23 protein-coding genes are annotated in these 22,677 nt (G+C 32.7%); 21 read left to right on the forward strand and 2 right to left on the reverse strand.

Features of this window, described 5'->3' with window-relative positions; all coding sequences use genetic code 11:
* Positions 1-5: 5 nt before the first annotated feature.
* From AC2UOP_RS00615 to AC2UOP_RS00635, 5 genes are read left to right on the forward strand one after another with little or no spacing between them, the layout of a single operon-like run.
* Positions 6-1,646 carry a DAK2 domain-containing protein gene (locus AC2UOP_RS00615; protein WP_484832297.1) on the forward strand — a complete coding sequence of 547 codons (1,641 nt, stop codon included), beginning with the start codon at positions 6-8 and terminating at the stop codon, positions 1,644-1,646.
* Positions 1,646-3,670, forward strand: coding sequence for an ATP-dependent DNA helicase RecG (recG, locus tag AC2UOP_RS00620; protein ID WP_484832298.1), 2,025 nt, complete (start codon positions 1,646-1,648; stop codon positions 3,668-3,670). The genes AC2UOP_RS00615 and recG overlap by 1 nt, the downstream gene beginning before the upstream one ends.
* Before the next feature lie 10 nt (positions 3,671-3,680).
* Positions 3,681-4,238, forward strand: a complete 558-nt coding sequence (rsmD, locus tag AC2UOP_RS00625) for a 16S rRNA (guanine(966)-N(2))-methyltransferase RsmD (RefSeq protein WP_484832299.1) — start codon at positions 3,681-3,683, stop codon at positions 4,236-4,238.
* Positions 4,235-4,714: a pantetheine-phosphate adenylyltransferase gene (gene coaD / locus AC2UOP_RS00630; RefSeq protein WP_019214677.1), complete on the forward strand. Its 480-nt coding sequence runs from the start codon at positions 4,235-4,237 to the stop codon at positions 4,712-4,714. The genes rsmD and coaD overlap by 4 nt, the downstream gene beginning before the upstream one ends.
* 3 nt (positions 4,715-4,717) lie before the next feature.
* The gene (locus tag AC2UOP_RS00635; RefSeq protein WP_070598704.1) at positions 4,718-5,209 is read left to right on the forward strand and encodes an ATPase; all 492 of its coding nucleotides are present in this window, start codon (positions 4,718-4,720) and stop codon (positions 5,207-5,209) included.
* A 61-nt stretch (positions 5,210-5,270) separates the two neighbouring features.
* On the opposite strand, the gene lpdA is transcribed toward AC2UOP_RS00635, so the two are convergent.
* A complete protein-coding gene (gene lpdA, locus AC2UOP_RS00640; protein WP_484832300.1) occupies positions 5,271-6,665 on the reverse strand; it encodes a dihydrolipoyl dehydrogenase in 1,395 nt (464 codons plus the stop codon).
* Between the two features lie 81 nt (positions 6,666-6,746).
* The gene (locus tag AC2UOP_RS00645) at positions 6,747-7,898 is read right to left on the reverse strand and encodes a tRNA(Met) cytidine acetate ligase (RefSeq protein WP_484832301.1); all 1,152 of its coding nucleotides are present in this window, start codon (positions 7,896-7,898) and stop codon (positions 6,747-6,749) included.
* A gap of 94 nt (positions 7,899-7,992) precedes the next feature.
* On the opposite strand from AC2UOP_RS00645, the gene AC2UOP_RS00650 reads away from it, so the two are divergent.
* The 16 genes from AC2UOP_RS00650 (at position 7,993) to rpsP (ending at position 22,670) form a co-directional block, all read left to right on the forward strand.
* Positions 7,993-9,192 carry an acetate kinase gene (locus AC2UOP_RS00650; RefSeq protein ID WP_484832302.1) on the forward strand — a complete coding sequence of 400 codons (1,200 nt, stop codon included), beginning with the start codon at positions 7,993-7,995 and terminating at the stop codon, positions 9,190-9,192.
* A 116-nt stretch (positions 9,193-9,308) separates the two neighbouring features.
* Positions 9,309-9,488, forward strand: a complete 180-nt coding sequence (rpmF, locus tag AC2UOP_RS00655; protein ID WP_019214681.1) for a 50S ribosomal protein L32 — start codon at positions 9,309-9,311, stop codon at positions 9,486-9,488.
* 170 nt (positions 9,489-9,658) lie between these two features.
* Entirely contained in the window at positions 9,659-10,114 is a 456-nt protein-coding gene (tnpA, locus tag AC2UOP_RS00660; protein WP_019214255.1) for an IS200/IS605 family transposase, read from the forward strand.
* A gap of 588 nt (positions 10,115-10,702) precedes the next feature.
* Complete coding sequence (locus AC2UOP_RS00665; RefSeq protein WP_106017934.1) at positions 10,703-10,897, forward strand: hypothetical protein; 195 nt, start codon at positions 10,703-10,705, stop codon at positions 10,895-10,897.
* 555 nt (positions 10,898-11,452) lie between these two features.
* Positions 11,453-11,911, forward strand: a complete 459-nt coding sequence (locus tag AC2UOP_RS00670) for a Csac_0668 family 2Fe-2S cluster-binding (seleno)protein (protein ID WP_484832565.1) — start codon at positions 11,453-11,455, stop codon at positions 11,909-11,911.
* Between the two features lie 141 nt (positions 11,912-12,052).
* Positions 12,053-12,310 carry a hypothetical protein gene (locus AC2UOP_RS00675; protein ID WP_019214686.1) on the forward strand — a complete coding sequence of 86 codons (258 nt, stop codon included), beginning with the start codon at positions 12,053-12,055 and terminating at the stop codon, positions 12,308-12,310.
* 212 nt (positions 12,311-12,522) lie between these two features.
* Positions 12,523-12,816: a DUF3847 domain-containing protein gene (locus AC2UOP_RS00680; protein WP_484832303.1), complete on the forward strand. Its 294-nt coding sequence runs from the start codon at positions 12,523-12,525 to the stop codon at positions 12,814-12,816.
* 60 nt (positions 12,817-12,876) lie between these two features.
* Positions 12,877-13,851, forward strand: a complete 975-nt coding sequence (plsX, locus tag AC2UOP_RS00685; RefSeq protein ID WP_484832304.1) for a phosphate acyltransferase PlsX — start codon at positions 12,877-12,879, stop codon at positions 13,849-13,851.
* An 11-nt stretch (positions 13,852-13,862) separates the two neighbouring features.
* Positions 13,863-14,090 carry an acyl carrier protein gene (locus AC2UOP_RS00690; protein ID WP_019214689.1) on the forward strand — a complete coding sequence of 76 codons (228 nt, stop codon included), beginning with the start codon at positions 13,863-13,865 and terminating at the stop codon, positions 14,088-14,090.
* Positions 14,090-14,803, forward strand: a complete 714-nt coding sequence (locus tag AC2UOP_RS00695) for a ribonuclease III family protein (protein ID WP_484832305.1) — start codon at positions 14,090-14,092, stop codon at positions 14,801-14,803. The genes AC2UOP_RS00690 and AC2UOP_RS00695 overlap by 1 nt, the downstream gene beginning before the upstream one ends.
* A complete protein-coding gene (locus tag AC2UOP_RS00700; RefSeq protein WP_484832306.1) occupies positions 14,800-15,879 on the forward strand; it encodes an elongator complex protein 3 in 1,080 nt (359 codons plus the stop codon). Before AC2UOP_RS00695 ends, AC2UOP_RS00700 begins: the two co-directional genes overlap by 4 nt.
* Positions 15,880-15,886: 7 nt before the next feature.
* Positions 15,887-19,369: a chromosome segregation protein SMC gene (gene smc / locus AC2UOP_RS00705; protein WP_484832307.1), complete on the forward strand. Its 3,483-nt coding sequence runs from the start codon at positions 15,887-15,889 to the stop codon at positions 19,367-19,369.
* A 247-nt stretch (positions 19,370-19,616) separates the two neighbouring features.
* Positions 19,617-20,507: a signal recognition particle-docking protein FtsY gene (gene ftsY, locus AC2UOP_RS00710; RefSeq protein ID WP_341348926.1), complete on the forward strand. Its 891-nt coding sequence runs from the start codon at positions 19,617-19,619 to the stop codon at positions 20,505-20,507.
* Between the two features lie 139 nt (positions 20,508-20,646).
* Entirely contained in the window at positions 20,647-21,000 is a 354-nt protein-coding gene (locus tag AC2UOP_RS00715) for a sigma factor-like helix-turn-helix DNA-binding protein (RefSeq protein ID WP_484832308.1), read from the forward strand.
* 11 nt (positions 21,001-21,011) lie between these two features.
* Positions 21,012-22,352, forward strand: a complete 1,341-nt coding sequence (gene ffh / locus AC2UOP_RS00720) for a signal recognition particle protein (protein WP_484832309.1) — start codon at positions 21,012-21,014, stop codon at positions 22,350-22,352.
* Between the two features lie 15 nt (positions 22,353-22,367).
* Entirely contained in the window at positions 22,368-22,670 is a 303-nt protein-coding gene (gene rpsP / locus AC2UOP_RS00725) for a 30S ribosomal protein S16 (RefSeq protein ID WP_026880687.1), read from the forward strand.
* Positions 22,671-22,677: the final 7 nt, after the last annotated feature.

Below are 22,677 nucleotides of genomic sequence, written 5' to 3' on the forward strand. Positions count from 1 at the left end.
TAAATGTGAGTACTAATAGAATTGACGCTATTGTTTTAAAGAAAGCATTGATTGGAGCACTTAATTCTCTTGGCGAAAATAAAGAGATAGTTGACGCTTTAAATGTATTTCCTGTTCCAGATGGAGATACAGGTACAAACATGCTTCTAACAATGAAGTCAGCAGTTACAAATGCAGTTAAAGAAGAAAATAAAACTATAAAAGAAATAGCAAACGCTTTAAGCAAGGGAGCTCTTCTTGGAGCAAGAGGAAACTCTGGTGTAATTTTATCTCAGCTTCTAAGAGGTTTTAAAGAAGCTATAGAAGATAAGGAATACATCGACATCGAAGGACTTATGGAAGCCTTTGTTAAAGCAAGTGAAGTTGCTTATAAGGCTGTTATGAGACCTACTGAAGGCACTATACTAACAGTTTCAAAAGATTTAGCAGGTTTTGCACTAAAAAATTATAGAAATTATACAGAACTTTCTAAATTTGCTGATGATGCACTTATAGCTTTGGAAGAATCACTTAACAGAACACCAGAATTACTTAGCGTATTAAAAGAAGCTGGTGTAGTTGACGCTGGTGGTAAGGGTCTTTACTTTATAGTTAAAGGCGCAATTAAAGGTGCTAGAACTGAAAAATTAGAAATTACAGTTCAAGATATAAATAAGACTAAACAAACAGCTAATAGAAAAGAAATTTCTACAGATAATATTAAATATGGCTATTGCACTGAATTTATCATAACTGGTGATACTAGCAAAGTTGATGAGTTTAAGGAAACTATATCTAAGATAGGCGACTCAATGGTTGTAGTTGCTCTAGATGATATAATCAAATGCCATATACACTCAAACAATCCAGGACAAGTTATCGAAGAGGCTTTAAAACTTGGTTATCTAAAAGATATCAAGATTGATAACATGCGTCTTCAACACCATGAGATATTATTTAGCGAAGAAGAGTATAAAAACAGCAATAAAGAAGAAAAAGCAAAAGAACACAAAAAATATGGTTTCATAGCTGTAAGTTCAGGCGATGGCTTTACTAAGATATTTAAGGACTTAAAGGTTGATGAAGTTGTTACTGGCGGTCAAACTATGAACCCTTCAACAGAAGATTTCATGGAAGCTATTGACAATATCAACGCAGACGATATATTCATCTTCCCTAATAACAAAAACATCATCATGGCAGCTAAGCAAACTATTGATCTTAGCGATAAGAATATCCATGTTGTTGAAACAAGAAACATGCCAGAAGCTATCACGGCTATGATTACTTTTGATGAAGAAATGAGCGCAGACGAAATTCTCGATAGCATGAAGGAAGCTATAAGCGAAGTAAAAACTGGTGAAGTTACTTTTGCTGTAAGAGATACTACTATTGATGGTAAAGAGATAAAGAAGGGTAATTACCTTGCAATTAGCTCATCTAAGATACTTGCAAGCTCAGCTAATTTAAATGAAACTACTATGGCTATGCTTGATGAACTTATCGATGAAGATACATCTTTAGTAACTTTATATCTAGGCGAAGATGCTGAAAAATCTCAAGCAGAGGAATTAATCGAAGAACTTGAAGAAAAATATCCTGATATAGATTTTGAAGCTATTGAGTCTAAACAAGCTTTATACTATTATATAATTTCATTGGAATAATGAAGCTAAAAGAAGTCAAGGGAGTAGGAAGCAAAACTGAAGAGTATTTAAACAGACTCGGTTTATATACAGCCGAAGATGCACTTTTAAATAGACCCAGAAGATATGAGGACAGGAAGAACCTAAGATATATATCTGATGAGAGTTTATCTGATGCGTCTTTGTTTAAGGTTAAAATCATATCTTCGCCTATAATGAGGCAGAGAAATATGATGATGTTTGATGTTTGTGACGAGAAAAACAATGCGAAAGTTTTTTTCTTCGGCATGAACTTTTATAGAAATATCTTTAAGCCGGGCAAAACATTCTACTTCTTTGGCAAATTAAATAAGAACAAATTTGGTTATAGCTTTTCCAATCCTGAGTTTTACAACAGCTTAAACACAGACAGACTTGGCTACATTGGTCCAATATACAATCTTGTAAAGGGTCTATACAATTCAAAGCTAGTCTCAATTGTAAGTGAGTTACTTAATACAAAGGGTTTAGTTAAAGAGATAATTCCAGAGATTTTAATACGCGATTATGATTTATACGGCATAGATGAAGCGCTAAAAGAACTGCATTTTCCAACATCTCATGAGACTTTGGAGAAGGCGAGAAGAACTTTAGCTTTTAGAGAGATATTTACCGTTGAATATGGTTTTAAAATCTTAAGAAAAGAAGTACAAGATGAAAATTTTGTAAAATTCAAGCACTTTGATGAAGAAGATGACTTTATTAAAGGTCTTGGCTTTGAGTTAACACCTGATCAAAAAACTGTTATAGATGAGATCAATGCTGATATGCAAGCTGATAAGAGGATGAATAGACTCGTTCAGGGAGATGTTGGTAGCGGTAAGACCATAGTCGCTGTATATGCCATGTATAAGGCGTATCTCAATGGCTATCAAGCAGCTATGATGGCTCCGACTGAAATCTTAGCTAAGCAGCACTACGAGAGCCTTAAAGATATTTTCAAAGGTAAAGATATAAAAGTAGCTTTATTATCATCATCTATATCAAATAAAGAAAAAAATGAGATTTATGATGGATTAGAGAGCGGAGAGATTGACATAGTTGTCGGAACTCACTCAATAATCCAAGATAAAGTAAATTTTAAAAATCTTGGGCTTGTAATAACTGATGAGCAGCACAGATTTGGCGTAAAGCAAAGGGCTAATCTAACTAATAAATCGGTATACGCAGACACCCTTGTAATGAGCGCAACACCTATACCAAGGACTATGTCTTTAATTTTCTATGGTGACCTTGATATATCAACTATCAAGACTATGCCGCCAGGAAGAAAAAAGGTCGAGACATACGCTGTGCCTTATTCTTATAAGGAAAGAATTTTTAATTTTATAGAAAAAGAATTAAAAAATTCAAAGCAGGTCTATGTTGTTACACCTCTGATTGAAGAGAGCGAGTCACTTGACTTATCAAACGCAAATGATGTATACTTAGAGCTAAAGGAGCACTTTAAGAACTATAATGTTGCTCTGCTTCATGGAAAAACTTCAAACGAAGAGAAGAACAAAATAATGTCTGCTTATGAAGAGAACAAAGTTCAAATACTTGTTTCAACTACTGTTATAGAAGTCGGTGTAAACGTTGCTAATGCTAATCTTATGGTGATATTAAACGCAGAAAGATTTGGTCTATCCACACTTCACCAGTTAAGAGGAAGAGTAGGAAGAAGCTCCGATCAAGCGTATTGCGTCCTTGTTTATGACAAGCTAAATGATATAAGCTACGAAAGATTAAAACTGATGCAAGAGACTGGCGACGGCTTTGAAATATCGAAAAAAGACTTGATACTAAGAGGACCAGGAGACTTCTTTGGAACAAAGCAGCACGGAGCCATAGATTTTAAATTTTTTGATTTTGATAAAGATACCGAGATGATTAATGATATTAACAAAGAGGTTTTATCAATATTAAGAGGCGACATTGAATACGAAAAAGACAGATATGACGCTTTATTAAATAATATGGATTCAGTTTTTTATGACAGTAAACAAGATATCATCTTAAATTAAGAGGCAAGAGATGAGAGTTATATCAGGCAAATTCAAATCAAGAAAATTAATTGCGCCAAAGGGCCTTAATACGAGACCGACTTTGGATAATATAAAAGAAACAATATTTAATATCATATCGCCAATAACGATAAACGCAAAAGTCTTGGACCTTTTTAGCGGAACAGGACAGATTGGCATTGAGTTTTACTCAAGAGGCGCGAAGGAAGTATATCTAGTAGATTCATCGCACGAGGCCATAAGCGTGATAAATAAAAATTTAGAAAGCTTAAAGCTTGATGACGAGATAAATGTCATGAAGATGGATGCCATAAGAGCCTTAAAAGGGCCTCTTAAGGAGAAAAAATTCGATTATATCTTCTTAGATCCACCATATAAAAAGCATGAGCTACTAAATGAAGTACTTAAGCTAATTATCTCACTTGATCTACTCGATGAGAGAGGCACCATAATCATAGAAGAGAATAAAGACTATGATTTAGAAGAAATAATTAGCACAGATGATTTTGATATTGATATAAGAACGATTGGCGATAAGAAAATATTTTTTATTAGAGGTGTTAAATGAAAGCGATTTACCCAGGTAGCTTTGATCCTATAACCAATGGACACATCGACATCATCAACAGATCTAAGGATATCTTTGATGAATTGATTATAGGTATCACTACTAATGTACAGAAAAAACACTTATTCACTATTGATGAAAGAAAAAAGATGATAGAAGAAATTTTTAAAGATGAGAAGAAGATTAAAGTAAAAACTTTTGATGGACTTCTTACTTCATTTTGTGAAGAAGAGAAGACAAACTATGTCATCAGAGGACTTAGAGCCGTTTCTGATTATGAATATGAACTTCAGATGGCTATGGCGAACAAGTCACTTAATAAAAATTTAGAGACTATATTTTTAGTTGCTTCACACAAGTTTAACTTTTTAAGTTCTTCTATAGTTAAGGAAATTGCTTACTATCATGGAGATATATCGGCACTGGTGCCAAAAAATGTTGAAATTAAATTGAAAAACAAATACGAAAGGGGTTAAAAAATGGATGTATTAGGTCTTATTGATGAGATTGAGGATATTGTTGAATCAGCAGGTTCTCTACCTCTAACAAGTAAGGTTTTAGTTCAAAAAGAAGAATTACTAGATATAATCAGCGAGTTAAGAATAAAACTTCCAGATGAAATAAAACAAGCTGCATGGATTAAAGAAGAAAGAGAAAGAATTATTAGCGAAGCAAATAAAGATGCAGAACAAATTATTAAAGAAACAAGATTAAAACTTGAAGAACTTGTAAGCAAGGAAGAAGTTTTAAAAGAAGCAAACGAAAGAGCAAAGGATCTTATGAACAAAGCGCAAATTGCTTCAACAAACTTAAAACGCTCTTCACTTGAATACTCAGACAAGCTTCTAATGAACGCTCAAGAGAATTTAAAGGACATGATTACTACTTTAAATGAAAACAGAACAGAGCTTAGAAAGATGTCTGCTAGCGTTAGTCAAGAAAATCAATTACAAAACAAAGAAGAAAAGTAAAAAAATAAATGCGAAAGTACATAAATTACCTTCGCATTTATTTTTTTACTTATTTATAAAATTATTTTGCCATTGGTGAGTTTGTTGACTTGCCTTCAAGTGTTTCTACTGCATCCTTAAATACTTCGGCAATAGTTGGGTGAGCATATATCATATTTGATAAGTCTTCAACGCTTAGACCATTGGCCATAGCTATAACAGCGTAGTGAATCAATAGGTCGGCGTCTTTACCAATTATGTGGCAGCCTAAAATTTTCTTATGGTCTTTTGTTGATAATATCTTTATAAAGCCTTTAGTTCCACCAACTGCAAGTGCCTTACCATTTGCTTGGTACATGGACTTAGCTTTATCATATTCAATACCTTCTTTTTCAAGATCTTGTTCAGTTTTACCAACTTGAGCAAGTTCTGGAACTGTGTATAAAACCGCTGGAACGATTGAAAGATCAGTTTTTGGCTCAATTCCAGATAATTTTTCAACTACGTGGAAGCCTTGAGCTGTAGCGAAGTGAGCAAGTTGAGTGTTTTTGTATATAACGTCGCCGATAGCGTAGATATTGTCATTTGATGTCTTTAAGTTTTCATCAACTAAAACGCCGCCGTCCTTTGTTTCAACTTTAGCTGCTTCAGTGTTAAGTCCGTCAGTATTGCTTGCTCTGCCTAGTGCAACTAGTACATATTCAGCTTCATACTCTTTTAAAGTGTCTTTGCCAACCATTTGAGTAGTTACCTTAAGCATATCACCAGCTTGTTCAATCTTCTTAGAGTGTTGCTTTGTAGCGAACTTTAGATTTGGATTCTTTAATATTGATTGTAATCTCTTTTGTATTTCTAGATCAGCTGTTTTGAACATATTGTTACCAATAACAGTTACTTCAGTACCAAAACTTGCATATATAGTAGCAAATTCAAGACCTATAACACCTGTACCTATAACTATCATTGACTTAGGTATTTCTTTTAAGCTTAATAGAGTAGTTGAGTTTAAAACCTTTGGCAAATCACAGCCTTCAAGTGGCTTGATATCCTTTGATCCAGTAGCTATGATACATTTATCGAATGTAACATTTTCTTCGCCGCCTTCATTTAAAACTACTTTTACTTCATTTTCACTAACGAATGAAGCAGTACCCTTTAAAAGCTTGATATTGTCATAAGTTGAGATTAAATATTCGATTCCGTCTCTAAGTTTACTCATGACATCTTGTTTTCTTTGGTAAATTTTTTCAGTATCAAGGCTATAGCCATCAACTTTTACGCCAAATTCTTCCGAATTTTGTACTTCGCTATAAAAATCAGCTATCTTTACCATAGTCTTAGTAGGTATACAGCCAATGTTTAGGCAAGTACCACCAAGTAAGTTCTTTTCAACAAGAACTACATCATTTCCTAGTTGAGCAGCTCTGAAAGCGGCTTCGTATCCGCCAGGACCTGCACCTATAATTAGTAATTTCATTTATGTCCTCCTTTATTTTATTTATTATATTATTCTTAACATTTTAATTATATCATATAATTAGCTAATTTTTATAAAATTTTAAACGCTTAATAAATTTATTTTATACGCGTCTTTTACATCCATGCCTTTCATCAGATAATAAATTTGATCATTGTTTATCAATATCTCAAGGTCTAGCTTGCTCTCATGACTCAAATTATCAAGGTCTTTGTATTTGCTAATAATATTTACATCGCTATGTTTTTTTATCTCTTTTAAAACTTTTTTTCCTATATCGTTAGCGCATAAAGGAATTATGAAGTCATATTCTTTGTCCCTTGAAACACTATCTTTATATATATTTAATAGCATAGCAAGCATAAATCTATTGATCTTGCTTTTTGAAAAGTTTTTTCTTGAGACCATATCCATAAATTCATTATAGCCCTTCGCTTCATAGATGTGCTTTTTAATATAGTTTACAGTATCTTCATCGTATTCAAAATACATTTTAAAATTCTTTTCTCTTATAAAAATAGACTTAATATAGGAAAAATATTTTTCTAAATCAATAATTTTTTCATCGGGCAGTGCTGGTACAAAATTATTTACATCCCTTCCTTTATATATTAAGTCTCTTATATGAGTCGCACTTGCAAAATCATTTTCATCATAAGCATCGTTATAACTTGGGCCATGTCTTTGAAGGGCAAAAGCTTTTATTTTGCTCTCTGTTTCATTAAGAGCACTTATATAGTTATAAGCAAGTATATTATTTGATTTACTCATAATATCTGACGATGAAAGCTCGTTAAAACTTAAAGCGTAAGCTCTTGAATAAGAAAGGCCACTCGACAAATGCTTTTTAAGTACTTCATCAAAAACATTTTTATTTTCTATCATTAAAGATAGTGCTTTATTAAGTGCTTCTAAGCAATCTTCGCTACCAAAACTTAAGTAGTCTATCACATTTAATTTATTTAATATATTCACAGCGTTTTTAGAAAATATATCTGCAGGCGCTATCGAAGAGAAAATAGGCAGCTCAAGAACGAGGTCACAGCCATATTCACAGGCAATTTTAGCTCTTTCATATTTAGAAAAAGCACTAGGAAGACCTCTTTGAACAAAATTACCACTCATTAAAGCAACTACAGCATGGGCGCCTAGAGCTTCTTTTGTCTTATTTATATGATATAGGTGACCGTTGTGAAACGGATTATATTCACAAATAATTCCAGCTATTTTCAACTTTTTCCCTTCTTTCTTAAAAAACACTTGAAATTTTCTATATTTTATTATATCATATATGTATATGATTTGTTAAATATTTAGGGAGGTAAAAATGAAAATATTAGTAATTAATTGCGGATCATCATCATTAAAGTATCAATTAATGAATATGGATGATGAAAGCGTAATCTGTAAAGGTTTAGTAGAAAGAATAGGTATCGAAGGCTCTAAGCTTACTCACAAAGTTGAAGGAAGAGAAAACTTTGTAGTTGAAGAAGCTATGAAAAACCATAAAGATGCCATGAAACACGTATTTGACGCACTAGTTAGCAAAGAACATGGAGTTGTTGCTTCACTTGATGAAATCGACGGTATCGGTCACAGAGTACTACATGGTGGAGACATAATAACTGATTCAACACTAGTAACTGAAGATGTTAAGAAAACTATCGAAAAGTTCATCTGCTTCGGACCACTTCACAACCCAGCAAACCTTATGGGTATAGAAGCTTGCGAAGAACTTGTAAAGGGCAAACCAAACGTTGTTGTTATGGATACAGCCTTCCATCAAACAATGCCAGCTAAGAACTACATGTACGCTATTGACTACGATTTATACGAAAAGTACAGACTTAGAAAATACGGTTTCCACGGAACTTCTCATAAATATATAGCACATAGAATGGCTGAAATACTTAATAAAGACTTATCAGAACTAAACATAATTAACTGCCACTTAGGTAACGGCTCAAGTTTAGCTTGCATTAAGAATGGTAAAGTTTATGATACATCCATGGGTGTTACACCGCTTGAAGGACTTGTAATGGGAACAAGATCAGGCGATATTGACCCAACAGTTGTAACATTCCTTTGTGAAAACGAAAATATTACTCCACACGAAGCTAACCAATGGTTAAATAAAAAATCAGGCGTACTTGGCGTTTCTAAGTTAAGCTCAGACTTTAGAGACCTTGAAGAAGCAAGAGACAAAGGCAATGAAAAAGCAGGTCTTGCACTTGATATGTTTACAAACAGAGTTAAAAAATACATTGGCGCTTACATGGCTCAAATGCCAGAACTTGATGCCATCGTTATGACAGGCGGTATCGGTGAAAACTCTGACACAATGAGAAGAGAAATTCTTCACGGACTAGAACATCTAGGCATTGAACTAGATGACAAGAAGAACGACGGAACTAGAGGAAAAGAAGTAGACATTGCTAAAGACGGCGCTAAGATTAAGATCTACATCTGCCCAACAAACGAAGAATTAATGATAGCAAGAGACACAAAAGAAATTATTTCAAAATAATTTAAAATAAAATATAAAAAGTCTTGACAAATAGATAAAAAAACAGTATAATTGTAATGTTATAAAAGCGAATTAGTAAACAAATACATTTACTGTAAGTTAAGGAGGTGTTTTTAATGGCAGTACCTAAAGGACGTACATCAAAACAAAGACGTAATAAAAGAAGAGCTTCATCTTATACATTAAGAAAAGCAACATTCGTTGAATGTCCTCAATGTCATGAAATGAAAAGACCACACAGAGTTTGCATGAGCTGTGGTTATTACAATGGTGAAAAGGTTTTAGATGTTGAATAAAAAATACTCAGGTTAATTCCTGAGTTTTTTTGTATTAGAAAACCCCCAGTTAGACTGGGGGTTCAGTTTAGCTTTAGCGGTGATAAACAAACAAAAAACCTCCCTATTTGATATAATATAATTGTAATCTGTCAATTGCAATATAAAATCAAATAAGGGAGGAATTAAAAATGTCATTAAATGACACACATAGTTTATCACATACTAAATGGAATTGCAAATACCACATAGTGTTTGCACCCAAGTATAGAAGGAAAGAATTTTTTGGAGATAAAAGACTTGAAATAGGACAAATTTTAAGAGAATTATGTAGTTGGAAAGAAGTTAATATAATAGAAGCAGAAGTTTGCCCAGATCATGTACACATGTTGGTAGAAATACCACCCAAATTAGCAGTATCAAGCTTCATGGGATTCTTAAAAGGAAAAAGCAGTATAATGATTTATGAAAAATGGGGCAATTTAAAATATAAGTACAGAGGACGTCAATTTTGGTGTAGAGGTTATTATGTAGATACAGCAGGAAAAAATACAAAAATCATACAAGAATATATACAAAATCAATTGAAACAAGACCAGCTTAGTGAACAGCTGACATTTGATACAATAGACCCTTTTAAAGGGTAGCTAGTATAATTTGCAAGTGACAGATTAACCAACGTCCTTGAGGCGTGGCTAGTAATACAGGCCCTTTGGGCCGCATGAGAAAAACCCCCGGCTAGGCCGGGGGATATTTATTATTTTTTATTGTTCCTACTAGGTTCAAAGGAGCTTGGAGCAGTTTCAAGTGGGACAATGAAAAAACTAGGACTATCTCAATAAATACTAACGCAAGCACAAGTATTAAATTGACTTTTAAACTGATGTATGCTATAATTTAAGGCAAGATTTAATGCAAGTTGATGGTTGATCATTTTTGATAGGATGTGCAGTTGTCGCTTGTATTGCACTTTTTGGTCTAGGAGTATATAATGGATATAAAGATACTAAGGATCAAAAAAATAAACCGTTATAGATTGGAGGTGACTTTTTTATGAAATTTTTAGGAAAATCAATGGATTCTTATCCTAGATATTATAAAATAGTAGGTATTCTTATACTCATGTTTCTTTTATATAAGTTTGGGTATTTAATTGGCAAGTTTGTTGCAAATATCAATTTATAAACTGTGTACTGATTATTTTTAAAGCTCAGCATATTTGTAAAGGAGAATAAATGAAAACAGAAATACTTAGAGTTTTTAAAATTGTATTGCTATTTATTTCATTATTTGTGATTAATATTATATTCTTTAAAATTATTTCACTTTTAGGGTTTAGTATTATTATGACAGATTTAAGCTATTTGGTGCCTCCGTTATTTGCAACAATTGTATTGTTATTAATTAATAAATATAAAAAAACTAAGTAATTATTTAATTTGTATTGTTTTTTAGATTAATTATATATAAATACTGAAAATACAAATAACTACATGCATTTAACGGAAATTATTATAAATAATTAAATTTTTAATTTTAATAATTTATGGAGTTATCTAATCAAATAAATAGTCTGACTCAGGCTAATGCCTGAGTTTTTTTATTTTTATGGTGTTCCTACTAGGTCCAAAGGATTTGGAGCAGTTCCAAGTGGGACAAGGAAAAAAACAAGGACTATCTCAATAAATACTAACGCAAGCACAAGTATAAAATAGGTTAAATTGACTTATCAGCCTATTTATGATAAAATATACCTTAGCAATAAAACGGATAAGGGGTAATAATATGGCAATTTCTTATAAACCATTATGGCACTTATTGATAGAAAGAGAAATGAACAAAGAAGACTTAAAAAGAGCTGCAACCTGTAGATCCATTGAAAGAGGTATTAGATATCCTGATTAACTATAGTAATAATATTTATTCAGACAGGAGGAAATAAAGTGAGTCAAGAAAATAAGATAAATCAATCTTGCTGAGGTTCAATACAAAAAACCACTGGTACAGTGGAAGAAAAAGCAAATTGCCCCAAATGTCACAAAATAGGAGAAAAGGTTAAGAATATAACTGTAAAGCATATGGTATCAGAAAACCTTATGGGAAAGGTTGTAGATGAAGAAACTTACTATTTATGTATGAATGAAGATTGTGATGTCGTGTATTATAACTTAAACAATGAAAGAGTTTTTTATAAGGAAGACGTAAAAGTTCCTATATGGTTTAAAAAGAATGCAAATCCCAAATATATATGCTATTGCAACCAAGTTACAGAGCAACAAATTATAAATGCTGTTTTAGATGATGGTGCAAAGAATATTAAAGATATTATTAGACTTACAGGGGCAATGAAAAATGCAAAGTGCGAAATTAACAATCCTTTGGGTAAATGCTGTAGTCCTTTTATTCAAGAAACCATAAATAAAGCATTAAATAGCAAAAAATAGTTTGCGACAAATAATTTATAAAGTACGTCATAACAGTAATAAAATTAAAAATAATAAAAAACTATATAATTAAAATTTTAGCGGTTCAGATGTAAAAGTCTGGGCCGCTTTTTTATTTTCCCCTGAAAGGAGGTCACCTATATGGTAAATGATGAAGTTAATAATAAGGCTATAAATATTGAGATAAAAGTGGCTCAGTATTCAGCAAAGGCTATTTTAAAAGCTATGAAAAAGATTATAGAAGATGCCAATGAAAAAAGTCAACAACTTGCAGATTATATTAGTGAAAAAAGAAAAACCAATTCAAGGAAACTTAAGGATATGGTAAAGAAAGGTCATCTGGAAAATATTGATAAGCAAATCGAAAATAAATTCAATGCTTTTAAGGATTACGCATAAAGGCGTAAAATAAATTGGGGGTTTGTTAGAGATAAAGATACAAGACTTTATATTAACAATACAAACTACACAAAAGAAATGAATAATGAAAATTGGAAAAGGCTGGATGATTTATTTTAATGTGTTGTTAGATGACAAGAAATTTAATAATGAAACTTTTAAAGAGATAGCATAAGTGTTATCTCTTTTTTATTACAAAAAATAAGGTATATATGAATAAATTAGAACAAATAAGACAAGAGTCAAAAGAAATAAAAGACAAAATTGATGATACAGAAGAAAGACTAAGGCAACTAAAAAATCAAGAAAAGAAAATATTAAAACAAGACATAGTAAAAAGAAGAAAAGAAAGAACTCATAGACTAATAACAAGAGGAGCAATCTTAGAAAGCCTTATAGAAAATGCAGAAGAACTAACAGATGAAGAAATAAAAATTCTACAAGAAGAAGCGACAAAGACAATTTTTTTAATCTCTGACTTCCATGTACATAAAGTTAAAATATAAAAAACTTGATTTAATAGGCAAAATAATGTATAATAATTATGATTTAGAACGGAGGAAATTATGAAATTATTAATTGATACACAAGGCGGAGACAAAGCTCCTATAGCTATGTTAAATGCTGTGCAAATGGCAAAGAAAGAAAATAATTCTTTAGATTTTGTTTTATTTGGCGATAAAAAAGAAATTGAAGAAGCTTTGGGCGCTGACGCAAAAAATTATGAGATAATTCAAACTGAAGATGTAATCACAAATGAGGACGAAGCAGCTCTATCCATAAGAAAAAAAGATAAAGCTTCAATAGTTTTAGCATCAAAGTACTTAGTTGAGCATGATGACGCTGATGCATTTATATCAGCTGGTTCAACTGGCGCGCTACTTGCAGCGGCTATGCTTATAGTAAAGAGGATAGATGGCTTCAAAAGAGCGAGCATACCAACATTTTTACCAGGATTAAAGGGACCGACACTACTATTGGACTCAGGAGCAAATGTTGACTGCGAACCAGAATTTATTTATGAGTTTGCAAAACTAGGCTCAAAGTACGTAGAAAAGCTACTTGGCATTCAAAATCCAAAGGTTGCTTTGGTATCTAACGGTGCTGAAGCAAAAAAAGGCAATGAATTAACTAAGAAGGCTCATGAAATTCTTAAAAATTCAGAACTTAATTTTATTGGTAACATCGAAGCAAACGAGATACTTACTACTGAAGCAGACATAATTGTTCAAGATGGTTTTGTTGGTAACGTAATCTTAAAAGAGCTTGAGGGTATGAGCAAAGTTTTTGTAGGCAATGTTAAAAACTTTATTATGAAAGATAATAAATATTTCTCATCAGATGAGATGAAGATGTCATTTATGAAAGATTTGATGTCTCTTATGGGACTAACTAAGTATGGCGGATCACCTGTTTTAGGTGTAAATAAAGCGATAATCAAGGCACATGGCAACAGTGATGAGAGAGCTTTTTATCTAGCTATAAAAAATACTGTTGATTTTGTAAATTCTGGAGTTATAGAATATTTAAAAGAAAATTAGGAGGAACTATCGTGGAAGAAAAAATTAAAGAGATAATTGCTAAACAATTTAAAGTTGATGTAAAAGATTTAAAAGACGAAACAACATTTAAAGAAGATTTAAAGGCAGATTCCATCGCCATAGTTGAATTAATAATGAATTTAGAAGACGAACTAAATGTAAGCTTAGATGATGACAAGGTTACAAGCGTTAAAACTGTTGGAGAAGCAATCGCATTAGCCAAAGAAGCAATTAAATAATGAAAAGTTTTGATATATCCGATGCTCGCGAAAAGCTCAATAGCTTGCAGGCGATTATCGGATATACTTTTAATGATGAAAATTTGCTCTTCACTAGCTTGGTTCATAAGAGCTCGGAGGAGGCAAAATTTTTAACTGCGCAATATAATGCTCAGAGCCTAGAGTTTTTAGGCGACAAGGTACTTTCTTATGTCTTGGCAAAATATTTATTCGCTAAGTACATAGACAAGGACGAAGGCACTTTATCTGAGCTTATTGCTATGCTTGGAAAGGCTTCGTACCAAAATATGGTTGCTAAAGACCTTCACTTGGATGAGTACATCTATATGGAAGCAAATCTAAGAGCAAATCTTGATAAGACATCAATACTTGCTGATCACTTAGAAGCTTTGATAGCAGCTATTTACTTAGATTCAGACATTGACACAGCTGAAAAATTTATTTTGGATAAATATTTAAGGCATGCATATAAAGTTTTGGATGCAAAGAATGATTTTATAAACTATAAGAATATTTTAATTGAACATGCTCAAAAATATAATCTAGACTTAATATATACGCTTTTAAATGAATATGGACCTGATGATGACAAAAGTTTTGAGTATAAAGCTGAGCTTGATGGGCACAAAGCAATTGCCACAGCGAAGACAAAGAAAGCTGCTCAACAAATGGCGGCGAAAAAACTTGCGATTGAGATGAATTTGATACAATGAAAAAAAATTATATAATACCAATTTTTATACCGCATCTAGGTTGCCCAAACGATTGTATTTTCTGCAATCAAAAGAAGATTGCTAAGGACTATGATGCGCAAAAAGAAGAAAATATAAAAAATGATATAGAAAAATATTTGGCACTATATGAAGGAAAGAAGGATATAGAGCTTGCTTTTTATGGCGGAAGCTTTACTGCGCTTGATTATCCGCTTATGCTTAGTTACTTAAAGCTTGCAAATACATATATCGAGCGCGGTTTAATAGATAGCATAAGGATATCGACAAGACCGGACGCTATTAGCGAAGAAATTCTTGACGAGCTTGAAAAGTATAAGGTAAAAATAATTGAGCTTGGTGCTCAGTCGATGAATGATGAGGTTTTAGCTGCACTAAAGAGAGGGCATAAGGCGACTGACACTATTCGCAGCGCTAAAATGATTAAGGATAGAGGCTTTACTCTTGGACTACAGATGATGACAGGCCTATATAAGTCCACTAAAGATATGGACATAGCTACGGCTGAAGCGATAGCTGCGCTTGAGCCGGATTTTGTAAGAATATATCCAACCTTAGTTATAAAAGATACAGAACTAGTTGGTAAACTTGAAGATGGCTCATACAAGCCATCAGATGTTGATGAAGCAATTGATACGCTTAAGAGCATCGTTATAATATTTGAAGCAAAAGATATAGAGATAATAAGGATAGGTCTTCAAACTACTGATAATATTCAGCTAGGTAAGGACGTAGTGGCAGGGCCATTCCACCCAGCGATACGCTCATTAACTTATGAGGCTATCTACCTAGAGATCATAGAAGAATTTATTGAAATAAATAAAATTACTAATGATTTCACAATAATTTCTTCTAAAAAAGTAGCTTCTTTCTTAAGCGGCTCAAATAAATCGAATAGAAAGAAAATTTATAATAAATATAAAATTAATTATGAGATAAAAGGCATCTTTGATGAGGATGGAAGGCTAATGTTTTACGACGGAAGCCCACAAAGTTACTCATTTAAGGAGCTTATAAAGAACAAGTACGAAAGGGGCAAATATTTTGCGTTTAAATAAATTAATATTGAAGGGCTTTAAGTCCTTCGCAAATAGAACTGAAATAGTCTTTACCCCTGGAGTTACAACGGTTGTAGGTCCTAATGGCAGCGGCAAGAGCAACATTTCCGATGCTGTTAGATGGGTCTTAGGAGAGCAAAGCAATAAATCGCTTAGAGCGAATAAGGCGAGCGACGTTATTTTCCAAGGAACAGAAGAGAAAAAAGCACTTGGATACGCTCAAGTAAGTATAATATTTTCAAATGACGATAACGCTCTACCTGTTGAATATCAAGAGGTTGAGGTTACAAGACGCATGTATCGTTCAGGTGAGAGCGAATTTTTGATTAATAATAAAAAAGCTAGGATGAAGGACGTTAGAGAACTTTTCCTAGATACGGGCGTTGGTAAGGACGGCTACTCCATCATCGGTCAAGGAAGGATAGATGAAATTCTTTCAAATAAACCAGAAGACAGAAGAGCCATCTTTGAAGAGGCATCAGGCGTTAGTAAATATAGATACAAAAAAGAAGAATCCTTAAGAAAGCTTGAGAAGACTGAAGCAAATTTACTCAGAATAAAAGATATTCTTTATGAGATAGAGCAAAATGAAGCGAGACTTAAGGGCGAATCAGAAAAGGCTAGGGAGTACAAAGGCCTTATGGAAGAGTACAAAAAGGTAGATGTATCTATATCATATAGTGCTTATGAAAAGATTGAGAAGAATTTAATTAAATTTAGTGCGGATAAAGATAGACTCATTGATGATTTAAAATTAAGCGAAATAAAGAATAAAGAAGTCGAAGAAAGCGCAGCGCCACTACAAGCTGAGCTTAAGAAATATGAGGCACTTATTGATGAGATTAAAGAGCAAAGAAATAAAGATCTAAGAGACTTTGATATCAACAGGCAAAAACTTGAAATAAACAAAGAAAAACTTAGATCAATTGAAGATAAAGTGCTTGATAATAAACTTAAAGAGAAAGAACATGAGAATAAATTATTAGAATCAGAAGAAAAGATAAAAACATTATCTATTGTTAAAAAATCTAGCGAAGAAACTCTTTTGAATTTAGCAAATGAGCTTGAAAAGCTTAAAAATGAAAACGCTAGCTTTGACAGAACTAGCTATGATGACGCTATAAACATGGGTATGGAGCTTGATAAAAAGATTGAGGCGCTAAGATTAAGCATAGAAAATTATAAAAATAATAAAAATAGTCAAAACGAAAAACTTAAAGACATAGAAAAAAAGATTTGCGATAAAGAAAATGATTTAAACAAGCAAAATGATGAATTTAAAAAATATAATGAAGAGCTTAATGATTTAAATAATTTATTTAGCAAAAAAGAAGAGCTTTATAAAAAAGCTAAAGATGATATCACAGAAAAAGTAGATGATTTAGCGAAGTCTAAGGAAAATTATTTTGCTATGGAAAATGACCTTAGAGTTTTACAAAAAAGTTATGAGATGCACAAGAATCTTGAAGAAAACCTTGATGGCTACTACAGAAGCGTTAAAGAGATATCTAAAGCAGCAAAGAAAAATTATTTTAAATCAAATTCAAGACTTGTGGTTGATATATTTAATTGTGATGAAAAGTATTCACTTGCAATAGAATCAGCGCTACAATCGAATTTGCAAGCTATAGTCATAGATAGAGACGACGATGCTAAAGAATACATCGACTTTTTAAAGAAAAATAACTATGGTAGAGCAACTTTCTATCCACTTAATAGATATAATTTTAAATCTAATGAAAATTATAATATTAACGATAAAGATGCTATAGGTTTTGCGAGTGAACTTATTAACTATGATAAAAAATATGATAATTTATTTAATAGTCTTCTTCAAAGAACAGTTGTAACGACAACATTTGACGCTGCACTTAGAATATCGAAAGCCTATAAGCAATATAGATACGTTAGTTTAGATGGACAGATAATTAATTCATCTGGATCAATAGTTGGCGGTAGTCAGGTTAAATCTTCATTTATTTCGCGTAAACACATGCTTAATAAACTAATGGACGAGATAAATGAGAAGAAAAATGCTCTAGAAGATGCCAAAAAGCTTCTTATTAATAAGGAAGAAGAGATTAAATCAGAAAAAATCTCTTATGACAATCTAAATGAAGAGATATTAAGTATCAATGAAAAGATAAATACAGCTAAAAAAGAAATTAATTCACTTGAGATAAATATTACTTTTGCTCAAAGAGATATAAGCGAAGCAAAAACTCAAGTTGAAGAAATAAATAAGTCATTTGAAGCGTTTGATGAACACATCAGTCAAGGAAATAATGATTTAGATGCGCTTAATAAAGAAAAAGAAGAGCACGAGAAGAAGATAGAGCAAGAAAAAGAACTTATTAAGGGCTTTGAAGAAGAAAAAGAGAGACGAAATGAAAAGCTTCTTCAAATAAGCGTAGAAAAATCTACTTTAGAGCTAAAGCTTGAAAAAACGGTTGAAGATATCGCTTTTTCTGAAGAATATATTGCTAGATCAAATGATATAAAAGAAAGCCTTGCAAATGATTTTAAAGAACTAAACCAAAATAAAGAAGCACTTGAGAATGAAAATACTAGCATCATGGACTTCTTGAAGAAGAATGAAGAGCTCGAGCAAGAATACATTGACAAGATCAATCAAAAGACAGATGAAAAAGAAAAAGTTTTATCCAAGATTTTTGATTTGCAAAATGAGATAAAGTCATGTCAAGAAGGCATAATTGCCATTAAAGACGAGATTAACAAAAATGAAGTCCTACTTGCTCGTAACGAAGTAATGAAGGATAACATCAAAGAAAAATTATCAAATGATTACTTTATAAATGTTGAAAATATTGATAAGGAAAGTCTTGTTAAGGCTAGCACAAAAGATTTAAAAGAGCTTCAAGAAAAGATTGATGCACTTGGCGATGTATCATTGTCATCTATAAAAGAGTATGAAGATACATTAACAAGATTAGAGTTCTTAAGAAAGCAATATGATGACATGCAAGATTCTAAAGAGGACCTACTAAATATAATTGATGATATCGATGAAACTATCAAGATAAAATTTAAAGATAATTTTAATATTATTCAAGGATATTTCTCAGAAATATTCCAAAATCTATTCGGTGGCGGCGAAGCGAAGATATATATAAGCGATGAAAATGATATACTTAACTCAGGTATTGAGATAGAGGCACGTCCACCAGGAAAGAGCATGCAATCACTAAGCTTACTATCAGGTGGAGAGAAGACATTAACAGCGATAGCACTATTATTTGCTGTGCTAAAGTCAAAACCATCGCCATTCTGTATACTTGATGAGATAGACGCGGCTCTTGATGATGCCAACATAAGTAAGTACACAGCCTACCTTGACAGGATTAAGGATGAAACACAATTTATCCTTATCACTCATAGAAAGGTAACTATGGAGATATCGGACGCTATATACGGAATTACTATGAAAGAAAAGGGCATAAGCTCGATACTTTCGATGAAATTAACTTAAGAGGTGAAATATGTTTAACTGGTTTAAAAAGAAAAATAAAGATGAAGATAAAAAAGTTCAAGAAGAAAAAATTGATATAGTGAGAGAAGATGCTGATGCGGCGCAAATAAACGAAGATGCACATGAAAATGAAAAAACAAATTTCAATCAAGATGCGCAAAGCATTAATCAAAATCCAGAAAATGAAGAAAAAGTACAAGAAAAGCCCGAAGAGGTCAAAGAAGAAAAAACATCTTTCTTTAAAAGAATGTTCTCTGGACTTGAAAAGACAAGACAAAATCTAAATTATAAGCTTCAAACAGTATTCAAAGGAACTGACATTAATGATGATTTTTATGATGAGCTTGAAGAAGTTTTAGTCACATCAGACATCGGAGTTGAAACTGTTATGAACATTATCGATAATCTAAAAGAAAGAATCGTTAGAGAAAATGTTCTAGATAGAAAAGATGCTCTTCCTTTACTTAAAGATGAAATAAAAAAGATAATGAATGACAATATTACATCGAGAGATCTAAAGCTTGAGCCATCGCCAGCCATACTTTTAGTTGTTGGGGTCAATGGTGTTGGCAAGACGACTACCATAGGCAAGCTTAGCTACCAATTTAGACAAGAGGGTAAAAGTGTTTTGATCGCCGCTGCAGATACATTTAGAGCAGCTGCCATTGAACAGCTTAAAGAGTGGGCCAATAGAGCAAACGTTGATATCATTGCTCATGAAGAGTCAGCTGACCCAGCAAGCGTTATTTTTGATGCAATCATGGCGGCTAAGGCGAGAAAGACTGATATACTTATCTGCGACACAGCAGGCAGGCTTCATAACAAGCAAAACTTAATGAACGAGCTTAATAAGATTAAAAGAGTTATCGATAGAGAATTTCCAAACGCAGTTAAAGAAAATCTATTGGTTCTTGATGCGACAACTGGTCAAAACGCAATCATTCAAGCAAAATCATTTAAAGAAACAAGTGATATAACAGGCGTTTGTGTTACTAAACTTGACGGAACTGCAAAGGGAGGCGTAATCATCGCACTTGAGAGCGAACTACACTTGCCAGTTAAGATTATAGGTGTCGGAGAAAAAATAGAAGACCTTCAAGCGTTTAACGTCGATGACTTCGTTGAAGCATTATTTTAAAAATATTTAAATAATTTTAAAAAAAGTATTGACAAAAGTCAATCTATATAGTATTATATTAACTGTCAAGTAAATAGCTTGACAGTTTTTTATGTGATAGCACTAAGAAAGAAACGAATTTTATAAGGAAAAAGATAAAATGAAAGTATTAGATGATTATATATATATCGGAAGGCTATTAGATTTTTATGGAAGCCTCTTAACAGAAAGTGAGTCAAAATCAGTTGATTACTACTACAACGAAGACTACTCATTAACAGAGATAGCTGAACTTCTTTCAATATCTAGACAAGCGGTGAGCCTTAACATTAAAAGAGCTATAGACAAATTGAAGTCTTTTGAGGACGCACTTAAGCTTATAGAAAAGTTTGAAAAGAAAAAAGAGGATAAAGAAAAATTAGAAATTATTTTTAAAGGTCTTTCAAGCTGTGACGATATAGATGAAATTAAAGGAAGAATTAAAGAAGCTGAAAAGATTATAAAAGAGATGTAAAAGGAGCAAGAATGATATTCGAGAGCTTATCAGAAAAACTACAAAAAACATTAGATGGCTTAAGGGGCAAGGGTAGACTTAGTGAAAAGGATGTTGACGCAGCACTTAGAGAAGTAAAGCTAGCCCTTCTAGAAGCAGACGTTAATTATAAAGTAGTTAAAAAATTTATAGATAATTTAAAAACAAGAGCCATTGGTTCAGAAGTTATGGAGAGCTTAACTCCTGGTCAACAAGTTATTAAGATAGTTAATGAAGAATTAATCAATCTTATGGGCAAGACCAAGGAGGGCTTAAATCTTAGCAAAAACCCAAGCATTATCTTGATGTGTGGCCTTCAAGGTGCAGGTAAGACAACAACAACTGGTAAACTTGCCACAAACCTTAGAAAGAAAGGCAGAAGACCACTTTTAGTCGCTTGCGACGTGTATAGACCAGCAGCTATTAAACAGCTAGAAGTAGTTGGTAAGTCAGTTGACGTGCCAGTATTTTCTATGGGAGATAAAATAAAGCCGCTTGACATAGCAAAAAGCGCTATAGAGCACGCTAAGAAGAACGGTAACGACATAGTTATAGTCGATACAGCAGGACGTTTACACATAGACGAAGTGCTTATGGATGAGCTAAAAGGTTTAAAAGAAAATCTTGATCCATCAGAAATACTTCTTGTGCTTGACTCAATGACAGGACAAGACGCAGTAAACGTTGCTAAATCATTTGATGATGCGCTTGGTATAACAGGTGTTATCTTAACAAAACTAGATGGCGATGCTAGAGGCGGTGCAGCGCTTTCAATTAGAGCCGTAACTGATAAACCAATCAAATACGTTGGTATGGGCGAAAAGATGGATGAGCTTGAAGAGTTTCATCCAGACAGATTAGTTTCAAAGATACTTGGCATGGGAGACGTACTTACTCTTATTGAGAAAGCACAAAGCAATATTGACCAAAAGAAAGCTATGGAGCTAGAGAAAAAATTAAGGGAAGAAACATTTACTCTTGATGACTTCCTAGATCAAATAGCTCAGATGAGAAACCTAGGACCAATTGAAAATATACTCCAAATGATACCAGGAATGAATTCAAAAGCCTTAAAGGGCATTAATGTAAGTGATAAAGATATAGGCAGAGTTGAAGCCATCATCAGAAGTATGACTATGAAGGAGAGAATGACTCCAAACATAATCAATGCTTCGAGAAAGAAGAGGATTGCACTAGGAAGTGGCACAACAACTAATGATGTTAACAAGCTTCTAAAGCAATTTGAAGATACAAAGAAGATGATGAAACGCTTTGGTAGCATGGAAAAGTCTATGAAAAGAAAAGGAAAATTCAATTTTCCATTTAATATATAATTTTAAGGAGGTGAGATTGTGGTAAAAATTCGTTTAAAAAGAATGGGATCAAAAAAGAATCCATTTTACAGAATCGTTGTAGCTGATTCAAGAAGAGCTAGAGATGGCAAGTTCATCGAACAACTTGGTTATTATGACCCATTAACTGAGCCAAAGACAATTAAATTTGATCAAGAAAAGGCTGAACAATGGATAGCAAATGGAGCTAAAGCAAGTGAAACAGTTCAAAGATTATTCAAATCTCAAGGATATGATATAACAGCAAAAACTGCTAAGAAAGCTGAAGCAACAGAAGAAACAGAAGCTGTAGAAGCTTAGGATGTGG

It is taken from the genome of Fenollaria sp., from assembly GCF_057222035.1.